Origin of the sequence: Arcanobacterium phocae (genome assembly GCF_018913465.1) — a bacterium.
Classification (GTDB): Bacteria; Actinomycetota; Actinomycetes; order Actinomycetales; family Actinomycetaceae; genus Arcanobacterium; species Arcanobacterium phocae_A.
The window spans coordinates 68,868-83,135 of record NZ_JABAPM010000005.1 but is presented as its reverse complement, the minus strand read 5'-3'; the positions used below and the strand labels follow the sequence as shown (position 1 = coordinate 83,135).

Sequence of the window (14,268 nt, the reverse complement as noted above, 5' to 3'; positions counted from 1 at the left end):
GATTATTGCACCATCGAGAAGAATAGTTTGGGATTGTTACTGTAGTGCGTTGGCTAAGATAGTCGATGGCTCATAGGGGAACGCGCTAATCCGCACTCGCAAGTGGTGCGATGTACTTGATATTGAGATCTTGACTTTTTTGAGTGGACTGCCTGTGACGGAACCCAGTCGTCTCAACCATTGTTTCCCGCTCGAGACAGAAAATGACGCTGACACTTCCAAAGCTAATAGGAGCTGGAGTAAACGACTAGGAAGCAAACCTAGGGCATCTCAATTATGTGTTACGTATTGTAGATTTTGGAATTCGCTTAAAGAGTTGCAACAGGCGATCTTCGAGCTTTTCATCGCATCTAGTGGCAAGTAAATGTTTAAAAGGTCTTAGTATTCGTTAGAGCGCAACCTCAGCACTATTATTACGGGCCGGATTAACTATCGTACCAATCAATTTAGCATACATTAACGAAAGTGGACATTATTCCCACTTCCTAATTAACTATAGCAAAATTCTATAGTCGCACAGAAGTGCTGCTTGGTTAGTGACTTGACGGTTCTATTTGCCCTTAGTTTACTCAATTGGCCGACTTAACGGTATAGTTCACGTTATAGCTCCTTAGGTGATCTTCTCTTTTAAAATATAATAGTTGTAATCTCTATTACGAGGAAATAGCGCATTTTGTAGTGTATAGTTTAATTGTTTCTATTATTCTGCTAAACAAGGATGTAAATATGGAAAATGCATGGGTGGTTAGAGCTGGCGGTGCGGGCGAAAACGAAGAGAATTCTCTTAATTCGGGTAGGATTTACGTTAACTGGCCCGGAGTTGGTGATATTTCACAGGCTCGAAGTTTTGACGAGGTAAGGGATATTGTCAGAAATTCCTTCCCGGAGGAAAGCAATCATTTAATCGGCAACTGGGCGGGGCAGTTGAATAAATTTAAAAACGAAATGCAGATTGGTGACCTAATAGTCCTGCCACTCAAGAATTTAGACAAGTACGCAATAGGGATAGTCTCAGGGGAATATATATATGACGAAAGTGATGATATAAGTGGTTTTCGACACTCCAGAAAAGTTGAATGGAAGGATAAAGGAGTTGATAAAAATAGAATTAAACCAGACTTAAGGCAATCGCTCGGGACTTTGCTTACAGTGGCTCGTATCGGTAGGGTTAACGCGTATAAACGATTACTAGCCGTGTCTCTCGGGGGGATGGATGCTGGTCGCGGTGGGGACGATCAGTATACTATTAAATCCTTAAAAGAAAGTGTGCCAGTTGAAATTCCTATTCGGAGTCTTTTGGAAATATTTAATTTAGAGCGACGTAGTCCAAGTGCTATTGCTGATATAGAGTCTGTCCTCACAGATAATGATTTAACTACAGTATCGCCGATAGCAGAAGGCACTCTAGATTCTCTTATTGGAATCAAAACGTTAAATTCTCATGCAGCAGAGAGCCTTAAGGAGGATCAGCATGAAGAATCCAAATCTTCGCAGTTTACGAAATTTACATTTTCTGTTATTCCAAGCGCAACGACTAATGTAATATCGGTCTCACAAGAAACCTTGCTCAAGGAAGCGATGTTCTTGATGATGAGATATAACTTCTCACAGCTACCCGTTCTTGATGAAGGCGCACTACGCGGTACCATTTCATGGAGATCAATTTGTAATAGCCTGTCTAATAGTGACCCAAAGCTTGTAAAAGATGTGATGGAAGCGGATACTCCACTCGTATATCTGCATAATGATTTACAGAGTAAGGTAGAAGAAATCTCTGATCGTGGATTTGTACTTGTTCTAGGTGATAATAATGATCTTTCTGGCATTGTAACTGCTAGTGATTTAACGGATTTCTTCGGAAAAGAAAGAGAACCACTTTCGCAGATAGAGGAAATAGAATTACGAATTAGAAGACAGTATAAACAGAAAGTCCTGTCCGAGTTGGAGACAGGGCAATCGTCACGTAGTAATCCGTCTCTTGGATATTATGTAAATAATCTAAAAAATCAGCAACAATGGGAACTTTTCGGTTGGAATAGTGTGCCACAAGACATGTTTACAGACATGCTTGATAGAATACGCGAGATACGGAATGAACTAGCTCACTGGTCCCAAGATCCAATTGAGGAATCGAAGCGTGAAGAAATTCGGCAAATGTTGCGAGTGGTCAGAGCTTTAGATGGCGCTGACGATGATGACGACGAGTGACTTCTGCGTTTGCCTTAGGTGTGAGGGGCTGAAAATTTGCCCCTCACACTAGCATACCTTACTTCTTTCGTGCTCGCTTTTGGCGTGGGCGCACCGATATTTCTACCGGCGAGCCAATGAATCCGAACTCGCGACGTAACCGGTTTTCGATAAAACGACGGTAGCCGTGATCGAAGAATCCGGAAGTAAACAGCACGAAGCGTGGCGGACGATTAGCGACCTGGGTCGCAAACAAGATGCGCGGCTGCTTGCCCGAACGCACCGGATGCGGATTCGCTGCCTGTAGTTCTCCTAAAAATGCGTTGAGCTTTCCAGTTGGGATGCGCTTATCCCATGATTCGAGTGCAGTGTTCATCGCTCTAGTCAGTCGGTTAGTATGCCAACCAGTTTTTGCTGACAGGTTGATTCGCTCCGCCCACTGAATCTGGACAAGTTCGCGTTCGAACTCACGATCAAGCTCTACGCGTCGTTCCTCTTCAACTAGGTCCCACTTGTTCATGACGACGACGACGGCGCGTCCAGTATCAATCACTTGTTGCAACACGCGAATATCTTGTTCCGCAATAGGTTCAGAAGCATCCATGAGTACGAGGCCAAGTTCGGCTTTTTCAATTGCAGACTGGGTGCGCAAGGTTGCGTAATAGTCGGCACCTTTAGTGAGATGAACGCGACGACGAACGCCTGCAGTATCGACGAAAGTCCACGGTTGACCATCTAGCTCGATAACTTCGTCGACTGGGTCGCGCGTTGTGCCAGCTAACTCATTAACAACAACGCGGTCAGCACCAGCGAGCTTATTCAGGAGCGATGATTTTCCAACATTTGGTCGTCCAACGAGTGCTATCCTGCGCGGGCCTTGATCCGGGCGAGCAAGCGCCACTTCAGAGACTTCAGGAAGCATCTTGACAGCAGCATGGAGTAAATCTCCGGTACCGCGTCCATGCAACGCAGAAATCGGGTATGGCTCGCCTAAACCTAGATTCCATAATGCCGCCGCGTCAGCCTCACCTTGCGGAGAATCCACCTTATTCGCTGCTAAAATGACTGGCTTACCACTGCGGCGAAGTAACCGAACCATGCGTTCATCAGTATCAGTGGCACCCACTGTTGCATCGACGACGAGCATGACGACGTCGGCTTCATTGATCGCCATTTCTGAAGATTCAGAAACTGACTTATCGATACCCTCAACAGCGGCTTCCCAACCACCAGTATCCATAATTGTAAAATCAACACCTGCCCACTCAGCGTCGTACTTGACGCGATCGCGGGTGACACCTGGAGTGTCTTGAACAACTGCTACCCGCTTGCCGACGATACGGTTCACTAATGTTGACTTACCAACATTGGGTCGTCCAAGAATAGCTAAGACCGGCTTGCCCCATTGCTCGGTAACTGGAGCAAGCTCAACCTCGCCATCTAGGAGGGCACGGTCTTCGTCGTCGAGCTCAAAATCGTCCAAGAACGAGCGCATCACATCGGCTTGGTTCGCTTCCTCGACGTCGTCCTCAGTAACCTCGGTGAATTCTGCGTTAATATCAAAGGAATCGTCAAAAACGTACTCGTCGCTCATGAACGTGCCTCCGCAACCAGCTGCAACACTGCAGAGACAACGTCATCGATCCCTAAGTTTGAAGAATCGATCGTTGTAACGCCGTCTTGTGCCGTCATAAATTCTGAAACTGTGGAATCATCTCGATCGCGGCGAATTACTTCATCGCGTGTTTGTGCAAGTGCGGTCGCGTCAGCACTACCCCGCACTTCTAATGCACGCCGCGCCAACCGTGCTTCCTCAGATGCGGTTAGTAGAACACGCACCTGTGCATCCGGCGCAACAACCGTTGTAATATCGCGACCTTCAGCAACAATGCCTCGTCCAGCTGAATACGAATCTGCGGAATCCTGAGACTCAATAATTGCGCGCTGGCGACGTAGCATTTCCTTGCGCACTGGAATATTCACCGCAACTTTAGATACGACCTTAGAAAGGTCAGATGTTCTAATAGCAGAAGTAATATCCTCTCCACCGCACACAAAACGTTGGGCTTGTGGGTCAAGCACAATCTCTAACGGCATGGACTGAGTTGCGGCAAGTACCGCGTCAGGGTCATCCAGATTAACGTTCTCGTGCAGTGCCCACCAGGTAGCGGCCCGGTACATAGCACCCGTGTCTAAATAGCCTAACCCAAGTTCTTGAGCGACTTTGCGAGCGACCGTTGATTTACCAGAACCAGACGGTCCATCAATTGCAATACGTAAAGCTGTCATCACATACCTACCATCGACATCAACGCACCAAGTTCCGATCCAGCAATCTGGCGAACCTGGCCTGGCTTCAAATGTCCAGCAACAATGTTGCCGAACTGCATACGTACGAGTTCCATCACCGGGTGCCCAACTTCTTCCATCATCCGGCGCACAACCCGGTTGCGTCCCGAATGCAGAGTGATTTCCACGATCGAATTCTTTCGAGCTACCTCGCGGATGATAAAACGATCTGCATGAACTGGCCCGTCTTCCAAGGTGATTCCTTTTTCCATCACCTTTTGCAAACCGCGAGTAACAGAACCTTCAACTCGGGCAATATACGTCTTGGGCACCTCGTAGGATGGGTGAGTCAATCGATGAACGAGTTCGCCGTCGTTTGATAAGAGAATAAGACCCTCAGTGTCAATATCGAGTCGTCCTACATGAACTAAGCGTTGCGGATAATCCTCAACATAATCTGCCAATGTCTTACGCCCTTGGTCATCCGACATCGTCGAAACAACCCCCGGTGGTTTGTACAAGGCAACAGTAATTAAATCTTGATCCAACTGAACGCGATCACCATCAACGTGGATAACGGCGGACTTTGGATCAACTCGAATACCGAGCTGGCGCACAATCACGCCGTCAACGCTGACGCGGCCAGCTTGGATCATATCCTCAGCTGCGCGGCGGGAAGCCACACCTGCGTGGGCCAACACCTTTTGTAGACGTTCGCCGGTTGGATCGTGAAGATCTTGGGTTTTTCGGCTCATGCCATCTCCTTTACTACATCGTCAAACTCTTCATCATCAGGCAAATAAGGTGCCAATGGGGCAAGTTCTTCGAGGGAATTCATTCCCATTTTTTCTAAAAATAATTCTGTTGTTTCATACAAAACTGCGCTGGAATCTGGGGCTGTCCCGGCTGGACGAACAAGGCCGCGGGTTTGCAACGTACGAACCACAGAATCGACATCGACGCCTCGGATAGCAGCGATTTGCGCGCGAGTCACTGGTTGGCGGTAGGCAATAACGGCCAATGTTTCTAAAGCTTGCACCGACAGTTTGGCTGAGTGACCAGAAGTGACAAACTTACTAACAACGTCAGCGTATCGTGGGTCTGAATAAAAACGCCATCCGCCGCCAACTTTCCGTAACTGAAAACCTCTAGGCGGCTCATCATGCGAATACTCAGTAGCCATTGAGGCGAGCATTGATTCAATATCTGCTGGGCTCGCATCTAATACTGATGCCAGTTGTACGGCGGTAACTGGTTCGGAAACAACCATTAAAATCGCTTCAAGAGCGCCACGATAGTATGTATCGTCATTCATTAAGTACTCCGTTCTGCATCACTGCGATCGATAGATTCCCAGCCTACCGCATTATCCAGTGCAACGCGAACGATAAATAGGGGCTGCAAAGGACCTTCTTGGTCTATCTCCACTTCCCCATTACGTAGCATCTCTAAAACCGCCAAGAAGCGTGAAACCACCGTCGGCACATTTCGGGCATCCGCGCATAGCTGTGAAAATGAAACGCGTTCGCCATGAGCAAGACGTTCCCGAATCACCGTAATTTGAGAAGCCACGGGAACAAGTGGATCGTGAATATGATCAATCATGACCTCATCGGGCCGGCGGAACAGCGCTCCTGCAGCCAAAATAGCCAGATCCACTGTCCCCAGACGCAGATCAACCTCTGGCAAAATACTACGGAAAGACTCCTCAAGCGGTACATCACGCGGAAAACTCAACGATTGTACACTCATCTTCTGAGCCAATTCCGCGGCGACCTTTTTGAACGCGCGGTACTGCAATAATTTCGCGAATAATAGGTCGCGAGCTTCAAATATAGCCTCGAGTTCGTCGTCGTCATCGTTGGTACGAGGAAGTAACCGAGCAGCTTTAATATCAAGGAGCGTTGCAGCAACGACGACGAATTCACTCATGTGTTCCAAAACTGCACTGTCTTGGCGCTGAATAAACGCGATAAATTCATCTGTAACCTGAGACAACGCAACATCTGTCACATCGAGTTTATGCTTACCAATCAACGACAAGAGTACGTCAAACGGGCCAGAGAACACGTCTAAATTGACCGCGAAGCTCGACCCGTTTGAAAAAAGATCCTCGTGTGCAGACATCAGCGTTTAATCAGGCGCTACCGCCACGAGAAATCAGTTCACGTGCCAGCCGCAAGTACGCTTTCGCGCCAGCATGACCAGGAGCAAACGTCGTGATTGGTTCGGCAGCGATCGTCGCATCCGGGAACTTCACTGTACGGCCGATCATGGTATCGAACACTTGGTCTCCAAAGCGCTCCTTGATAAGCGAAATGACTTCGCGCGCATGCAAAGTTCGGGTATCGACCATAGTGAGGAGGACGCCGTCGATATGCAATCGAGGATTCAAGCGGTCTTGAACCCGTTCAATTTGCTCAACTAGCAAAGCCACTCCACGCATCGCAAAATACTCGGCTTCCAACGGAATAATAACGCCATGAGCTGCAGTCAATGCGTTAACGGTCAACAAACCAAGAGACGGTTGGCAGTCCACAATGATGACATCATAAACATCCATCACAGGACGCAACACTCGCATCAAAGACTGTTCGCGTGCTACCTCGTTAATGAGCTGAATTTCCGCAGCTGACAATTCGATATTTGCCGGTGCCACATCAAGATTAGGCGTTGAAGTATGGTGAATAATTTGGGTGATATCCGGCTTCGTAGCGACCATTTCATCGTAGATCGTGCGATCTAACGCCATCGCATTCACGCCCAAACCAGCCGATGCTGCACCTTGCGGGTCAAAATCAACTATCAGCACTTTACGGCCGTATTCTGCTAGGGCCGCGGCAAGATTGATTGATGTTGTTGTCTTGCCGACTCCGCCTTTTTGGTTGCACATAGCAATAATCCGTGCCGGGCCGTGGGCATGCAATTCCTGCGGAAGAGGGAAATCCCGTTCCGATCCGATATTAATCAATGATGGTTGTTCTGCAGTCACAGTACTAATCTACCGGAAAATCACTCGTGCCATGCACGTGGATGGGCTGTTGCATAGATTTCTTTCAGTGTCTCCCGCGTCACCATTGTATAAATTTGCGTTGTCGTCACCGAAGAATGCCCGAGCATCTCTTGAACAACACGCACATCTGCCCCGCCCTGCAACAGATGAGTGGCGAAAGAATGCCGGAACGTGTGCGGAGTGATATGCGGTAACTGGGCTTCCTCGGCAACCTGTTGAATAATTCCCCATGCGCTTTGCCGGGACAACGGCTTACCTCGTTTATTGAGGAATAACGACGACGAACCGATGGAACTACGGGCGGCCAGCGACGGCCGACCTCGCACAAGATAGCTCTCAATCGCATCTATTGCGTATTTGCCCAATGGCAAAATTCGTTCCTTGCGTCCTTTGCCAAAAAGTCGAATAGATGCGTTATCCAGATCGATATCGTCCGCAGCTAGGCCTACAGCCTCTGAGATTCGTGCACCTGTGCCGTACAAAATCTCTAGGAGCGCGTGGTCTCGAAGACCAATCGGATCGGTCGCGGAAGCCACAACGTCAAGTAAATGTTGCATGTCCGAAACGCTGATTGCTTTGGGTAACCGCATTCCAATTTTGGGTGGATGAAGGTCAATAGTCGGGTCCGTCGTCGTTATGCCTTCGGAAACCAGAAAAGCATGAAAACGACGGATAGAGGTCACCATTCGGGCAACCGACGTTGTTGCCATGGCTTTGCCCGCACTACCATCGCGCAAAAACTCAACAAAAGAGGCGGAATCCTCAGGACAAATATGGCCAATTGACGTTACCTGACGCGATTCCAAATGCTGCTGGTAGAGTCCTAAATCTCGGCGATACGCGGCAACAGTATTGCTGGAGAGCGCGCGCTCGACGCTCAAGTGAGCAAGATAATTGTCTACCGCCCGCGTGAACTCATCAGTAAAGGTCACATTCGCCTCCAAAAATAGGTACCAACCATAAGCCCCTGGCACGCTAAAAACATATATCCTATATATGAATAGTAATTCACAGGAGAAAGATGAGTCAGATGACATCACTCAAATGGACAGACTTAGATGAGCAAGCCGTGCGATATGGGCGTGTTCTTGCCGCTGATGCTGTACAGAAAGCCGGTAACGGTCACCCCGGAACTGCGATTTCGCTTGCCCCGTTGGCGTACATGTTATTCCAGAAAGTTATGCGCCACGATCCGCAAGATCCACATTGGCTTGGTCGCGATCGGTTTGTGTTATCGATCGGACACTCATCATTAACTCTTTATACTCAACTTTTCTATTCGGGTTATGGTCTAGAAATGACAGACCTAGAAGCCTTGCGAACCTATGAATCTAAGACTCCCGGGCATCCGGAATATGGGTGGACGCCAGGCGTCGAAATGACTACTGGTCCACTCGGGCAAGGGGTTGCATCAGCTGTCGGTATGGCAATAGCTGCACGACGCGAACGCGGTTTATTGGACCCGGATACAGCGCAAGGTGAAAGCCCCTTTGACCACTATGTTTACGCAGTGTGTGGAGAAGGCGACCTCGAAGAGGGTATTACATCAGAAGCCTCCTCGCTTGCTGGCACCCAGAAACTAGGGAATCTGATTCTTTTCTTTGACGATAATCAGATTTCGATCGAAGATAATACAGTCATTGCTTTAAGTGAAGACGTATTGGCACGTTACGAAGCATACGGCTGGCACACCCAGCACGTGGCATGGCGGCAATCGGGCAGAGACTATAAGGAAGATCTTGATGCGCTTTACGAAGCTATCGTACAAGCCCAAAATGTAACGGACCGTCCTTCCATTATTAAGCTATCAACGATTATTGCGTGGCCGAGCCCCACCAAGCAAAATACTGGAGCTTCACATGGCTCTGCTTTGGGCGAAGCTGAGATCCGTGGGTTGAAAGAAAATCTTGGTTTAGATCCGGACGAAAACTTCCAGATGCCTGCTGAGGTCCTAGAATACGTACGATCCAACGCGGCGCAGCGAGCTGCAACTGCACACGAAAGATGGGACCACGATTTCGCACAGTGGCAGGAATCAAATCCGGAAAACGCAAGACTACTTGAGCGGATGCTTAAGCGCCAATTGCCATCGGGGTGGGAGACTAAGCTACCGTCATTCGAAGCGGGTGCGTCGATGGCGACACGTGCTGCCTCCGGCAAGGTCTTGACAGCAATTAAAGACGTGTTACCTGAGCTGTGGGGTGGTTCAGCTGACCTTGCTGGTTCTAATAACACAACTATGGTTGGCGAACCGTCATTCCTGCCTGCTGGTCGCTCATCCAGTTTGTTTGCCGGCAACGAGTATGGCCGTACCCTACATTTCGGTATTCGTGAGCACGCGATGGGAGCTATCCTTAATGGTATTTCTCTACACGGCTTAACCCGACCATACGGCGGAACCTTCTTCGTGTTTTCTGACTATATGCGTCCCGCTGTCCGCCTTGCAGCACTCATGCATGTGCCATCGATTTTTGTTTGGACACACGACTCTGTTGGAGTTGGCGAGGACGGTCCAACGCATCAGCCAATTGAGCACTTGTGGTCCTATCGTGCAATTCCTGGTCTAGACATTGTTCGACCCGCAGATGCGAATGAAACAGCATACGCATGGCGCGGAATTCTGGAGCGAGACAGCAACCCAGCGGGTATTGTGCTATCGCGCCAAAACCTTCCGGTTCTTGATCGCGACGAAGTCGCTTCTGCAGAAGGCGTTTTGCGTGGTGGATATGTATTGGCTGATAGCGAAAAAGTAGATGTCATCTTGATCGCAACCGGTTCTGAAGTGGCAGTTGCCCTTGAAGCTCGTTCGCTATTAGCTACTGAAGGCATTGGAGCTCGTGTTGTATCTATGCCATGTATCGAATGGTTTGAGGCTGAAGGGTCTGAATATCGCGAGTCGGTTCTCCCCCACAGCGTAAAAGCTCGTGTCTCGGTTGAAGCTGGCTCGACATTCGGCTGGCGTTCACTCATTGGAGATGCTGGCGTGGCAGTCGGTATTGATCATTACGGTGCATCTGCCAACGGCAATTTCTTGCTGAAAGAATACGGGATGACTCCAGAAAATATCGCGGCTGCCGCAAAGAAGTCATTGTCGCAAGTAGGCTAAAAGTTTAGTGCGGTGCTGATTTGATTACGTTTCAGCACCGCACACAGAACGCGAGTAATAGTTGGGGCTAGGTCAGTTATGACCTAGCCCCAACTATTAAAACAAATACGGGTTTAGAAATTTACTTTGGTAATCAAGCCAAGCAAGATTACGCAGGTAATCCACACCAATGCCACAATAACCGTGATTCGGTTAAGATTTTTCTCGGCGACTCCAGATGAACGCATTGCGGTTGAAATACCACCGCCAAACATATCTGAGATACCGCCGCCGCGTCCTTTATGCAAAAGGATCGAGCCGATAAGCAATAGACTGGAGATAACCAGCAAAACGGTGATGATAATTTCGAGAATCGCCACGATATGAACTCTTTCTAACGAATAAGGTACCTGTTACAGCATACAAGAATGCGCGGGTAAGAAGAAAGTTCTTACCCGCGCGATTCGTCACGAAAACGACTACTTAACTGTATAAGCCGAAATCATGCCTGCTTGTAGGTGACAATCTTGGCAAATTCTTCTGCCTTGAGAGAAGCACCGCCGACAAGTGCGCCGTCAACATCTGGCTGTGCCATGATCTCAACAACATTCGAAGACTTGACCGAGCCACCGTACTGGATACGAACAGCTTCAGCTGTTGGGGCATCAAACATCTCAGCGATCTTACCGCGAATTGCACCGCACACTTCTTGCGCGTCAGCTGGCGTTGCAACTTCACCGGTGCCGATAGCCCAGATTGGCTCGTAAGCAACAACAAGCTTTGCTACTTCTTCTGCAGTGAGCTTTGCAAACATGGCTTCAATCTGACCGAGGACGTAGGCAACGTGCGTGCCTTCTTTACGAACTTCGAGGGCTTCACCACAGCACACGATTGGGGTCATGCCAGCGTCGAGAACCTTCTTAGCCTTCTGGCCGATCAATTCGTTTGTTTCACCGTGGTACTCGCGTCGCTCAGAGTGACCAACGACGACGTATGTGACGCCTAGCTTGTTCAGCATACCGGTTGAGATTTCGCCGGTGAAAGCGCCTTCGTCGTTGATGGAAACGTCCTGTGCACCGTAGGTGATCTTGAAGTTTTCTGCCTCAACGAGAGTCTGGACGGAGCGGATATCGGTAAATGGTGGAACAACAACACACTCAACTGACGAAAAATCGTGCTTGAGATCGTTGAGAGTCCAGCCAAGCTTCTGAACCAGAGCGGTTGCCTCGAGGTGATCGAGGTTCATCTTCCAGTTGCCCGCCATAATTGGGGTACGTGTCATAATTATCAGTCCTCCAGAACTGCAATACCAGGTAGCTCTTTACCCTCGAGGTATTCGAGAGATGCGCCACCGCCGGTGGAAATGTGGTTAAACTTTGTCTCATCGAAACCGAGGAGACGAACAGCAGCAGCAGAATCGCCGCCACCAACGATTGTGAAGCCAGCTGCTGACTCGAGTGCAGCAGCAACAGCCTTAGTGCCTTGTGCGAACGCTTCGAACTCAAAAACGCCCATTGGGCCGTTCCAAGCTACCGTCTTCGATGATGCGATGGCATTCGCAAAGAGTTCCGCAGTCTTCGGACCGATATCTAGACCCATCTTGTCTGCCGGGATAGCGTCAGCTGCAACGACAGTTGCAGGAGCATCTGCCTTGAATTCTGGAGCAACGATTGTATCAATCGGCAACAGGAACTCGATACCCTTTTCAGCTGCCTTATCGATGAAAGACTTGGCGGTTTCAACTTGATCTTCTTCTAGAAGAGATGCACCGACTTCGTAGCCCTTGGCCTTAAGGAAGGTGTAGGCCATTCCGCCACCGATAATCAAGCGATCAGCTTTTTCCAGTAAGTTAGCGATAACGCCAAGCTTATCCGAGACCTTAGCACCACCGAGAATGACTGTATATGGACGCTCTGGTTCAGCTGTTGCCTTGGATAGCGAATCAATTTCCTTGAAAACGAGTTCGCCGGCTGCTGATGGCAAGACTTTAGCAATGTCATAAACCGAAGCTTGCTTGCGGTGTACCACGCCAAATCCGTCAGAAACGAAGGCATCAGCAAGTTTTGCGTATTCGGCAGCTAGCTCTTCGCGTTCAGAGTCGACCTTAGAGGACTCGCGAGGATCGAAACGGACATTTTCTAAAAGAACGATGTCGCCATTTGCCATATCTGCGGTGACTGCATGTGCGCTTTCGCCGATTGTGTCGGATGCGAGTACAACGTCCTTGCCGAGCAACTCGCCGAGGCGCTTAGCTACGGGAGCAAGCGAGAAATCAGGATTAACTTTGCCCTTCGGACGGCCGAGGTGAGCAGCAACGATAACTCGTGCACCTGCATCGGCAAGACGCTTAATTGTAGGCAACGCTGCCTTGATACGGCCATCATCTGTAATGTTCTTATCGGCGTCGAGCGGAACGTTGAAATCCGATCGCACAAAAACCTTCTTGCCGGCGAGATCGCCAAGCGTGTCAATAGTCCTCATAAATGTCCTTCTGTGGTGAATCGATGATGTCGCAATGGACATCGGTTGTAAATTCGAGGGTCTGATATGGCAACTGCAAGGCCCGGGCACACTCACGTATGCCCGGGCCCGCTAGTCATTACTCAATCAATTCTTGAGAAATCAGAACTTGGAAGCAACGAGTTCGGCAAGGGAAACGAGGGCGTTGGAGTAGCCCCATTCGTTGTCGTACCAGGAGATGATCTTAACCTGACCATCGATGACCTTGGTGAGGCCAGCATCGAAGATCGAGGTGTGTGGATCGTGTACGATGTCAGTGGAGACGAGTGGCTCTTCGGAGTATGCAAGGATACCCTTGAGTTCGCCTTCAGCAGCTTCCTTGATAGCAGCGTTGATTTCTTCAACGGTGACATCGGACTTCTCGGACTCGAAGGTCAAGTCGACAGCGGAACCTGTTGGGACTGGAACGCGCATTGCGAAACCGTCGAACTTGCCCTTGAGCTCTGGGAGAACGAGAGCAACAGCAGCAGCAGCACCGGTCTTGGTAGGAACGATGTTGATAGCAGCTGCACGTGCACGACGAAGATCCGAGTGAGGAGCATCGAGGATGCGCTGATCACCGGTGTAAGCGTGAACGGTGGTCATGAGACCCTTGACGATGCCGAACTTCTCCTGAAGAACCTTAGCTACTGGAGCCAAGCAGTTCGTGGTGCAGGAAGCGTTCGAAATGATGTTGTGCTTTGCCGCATCGTAATCGGTGTGGTTAACACCCATGACGAAGGTAGCATCTTCGTTCTTGGCTGGAGCGGAAATGATAACCTTCTTTGCGCCAGCTTCGATGTGTGCCTTAGCCTTGGTTGCGTCGGTGAAGAAACCGGTGGACTCGATAACGATGTCGATGTCGAGTTCGCCCCATGGAAGATCAGCAGGGTTGCGCTCTGCGAAAGCCTTGATCTTACGACCATCAACAACGATTGAATCCTCGTCGTGGGAAACTTCGTGATCCCAAGCGCCGAGAGTCGAATCGTGCTTAAGTAGGTGAGCGAGGGTCTTGTTGTCGGTCAAATCGTTGACTGCAACAACCTCGAAATTAGCTCCACGCTTGTATGCTGCGCGGATAAAGTTACGACCAATACGGCCAAAGCCGTTAATAGCAACGCGAATAGTCACTGCGTATCCTCCTTGTGTACACAAGTACACATTGTAGATTTTTCAGCGAGCTGTACTCGCTGAC

General features: G+C 49.3%; 13 protein-coding genes. 2 read left to right on the top strand and 11 right to left on the bottom strand.

Annotation, left to right across the window (positions count from 1 at the left end; translation table 11 throughout):
- Positions 1-726 precede the first annotated feature (726 nt).
- Positions 727-2,208 carry a DUF8426 domain-containing protein gene (locus KSO86_RS07205; protein WP_216432006.1) on the top strand — a complete coding sequence of 494 codons (1,482 nt, stop codon included), beginning with the start codon at positions 727-729 and terminating at the stop codon, positions 2,206-2,208.
- Between the two features lie 58 nt (positions 2,209-2,266).
- Here the strand turns inward: KSO86_RS07205 and der are convergent, their stop codons facing one another.
- From der to xerD, 7 genes are read right to left on the bottom strand one after another with little or no spacing between them, the layout of a single operon-like run.
- Positions 2,267-3,781 carry a ribosome biogenesis GTPase Der gene (gene der, locus KSO86_RS07200; protein ID WP_216432000.1) on the bottom strand — a complete coding sequence of 505 codons (1,515 nt, stop codon included), beginning with the start codon at positions 3,779-3,781 and terminating at the stop codon, positions 2,267-2,269.
- Positions 3,778-4,476, bottom strand: coding sequence for a (d)CMP kinase (gene cmk / locus KSO86_RS07195; protein WP_216431998.1), 699 nt, complete (start codon positions 4,474-4,476; stop codon positions 3,778-3,780). The genes der and cmk overlap by 4 nt, the downstream gene beginning before the upstream one ends.
- Positions 4,476-5,231 (bottom strand): pseudouridine synthase, encoded by a 756-nt coding sequence (locus tag KSO86_RS07190; RefSeq protein WP_216431996.1) that lies wholly within the window; start codon positions 5,229-5,231, stop codon positions 4,476-4,478. The genes cmk and KSO86_RS07190 overlap by 1 nt, the downstream gene beginning before the upstream one ends.
- Positions 5,228-5,791: an SMC-Scp complex subunit ScpB gene (gene scpB, locus KSO86_RS07185; RefSeq protein ID WP_216431994.1), complete on the bottom strand. Its 564-nt coding sequence runs from the start codon at positions 5,789-5,791 to the stop codon at positions 5,228-5,230. The genes KSO86_RS07190 and scpB overlap by 4 nt, the downstream gene beginning before the upstream one ends.
- A complete protein-coding gene (locus tag KSO86_RS07180; protein ID WP_216431992.1) occupies positions 5,791-6,603 on the bottom strand; it encodes a segregation and condensation protein A in 813 nt (270 codons plus the stop codon). Before KSO86_RS07180 ends, scpB begins: the two co-directional genes overlap by 1 nt.
- A gap of 10 nt (positions 6,604-6,613) precedes the next feature.
- Positions 6,614-7,468: a ParA family protein gene (locus tag KSO86_RS07175; protein WP_091281432.1), complete on the bottom strand. Its 855-nt coding sequence runs from the start codon at positions 7,466-7,468 to the stop codon at positions 6,614-6,616.
- A gap of 20 nt (positions 7,469-7,488) precedes the next feature.
- Positions 7,489-8,421, bottom strand: a complete 933-nt coding sequence (gene xerD / locus KSO86_RS07170; protein WP_366504505.1) for a site-specific tyrosine recombinase XerD — start codon at positions 8,419-8,421, stop codon at positions 7,489-7,491.
- A gap of 98 nt (positions 8,422-8,519) precedes the next feature.
- Between xerD and tkt the strand changes: the two genes are divergently transcribed.
- Complete coding sequence (tkt, locus tag KSO86_RS07165) at positions 8,520-10,595, top strand: transketolase (RefSeq protein WP_216432025.1); 2,076 nt, start codon at positions 8,520-8,522, stop codon at positions 10,593-10,595.
- A 113-nt stretch (positions 10,596-10,708) separates the two neighbouring features.
- Here tkt and secG read toward each other — a convergent pair whose 3' ends face one another.
- From secG to gap, 4 genes are all read right to left on the bottom strand, one after another.
- Entirely contained in the window at positions 10,709-10,954 is a 246-nt protein-coding gene (gene secG / locus KSO86_RS07160; RefSeq protein WP_091281421.1) for a preprotein translocase subunit SecG, read from the bottom strand.
- Between the two features lie 122 nt (positions 10,955-11,076).
- Complete coding sequence (gene tpiA, locus KSO86_RS07155) at positions 11,077-11,856, bottom strand: triose-phosphate isomerase (protein WP_216431987.1); 780 nt, start codon at positions 11,854-11,856, stop codon at positions 11,077-11,079.
- Positions 11,857-11,861: 5 nt separating this feature from the next.
- Positions 11,862-13,055: a phosphoglycerate kinase gene (locus KSO86_RS07150; protein ID WP_216431985.1), complete on the bottom strand. Its 1,194-nt coding sequence runs from the start codon at positions 13,053-13,055 to the stop codon at positions 11,862-11,864.
- A 141-nt stretch (positions 13,056-13,196) separates the two neighbouring features.
- Complete coding sequence (gene gap, locus KSO86_RS07145) at positions 13,197-14,204, bottom strand: type I glyceraldehyde-3-phosphate dehydrogenase (RefSeq protein WP_091281415.1); 1,008 nt, start codon at positions 14,202-14,204, stop codon at positions 13,197-13,199.
- Positions 14,205-14,268 lie beyond the last annotated feature (64 nt).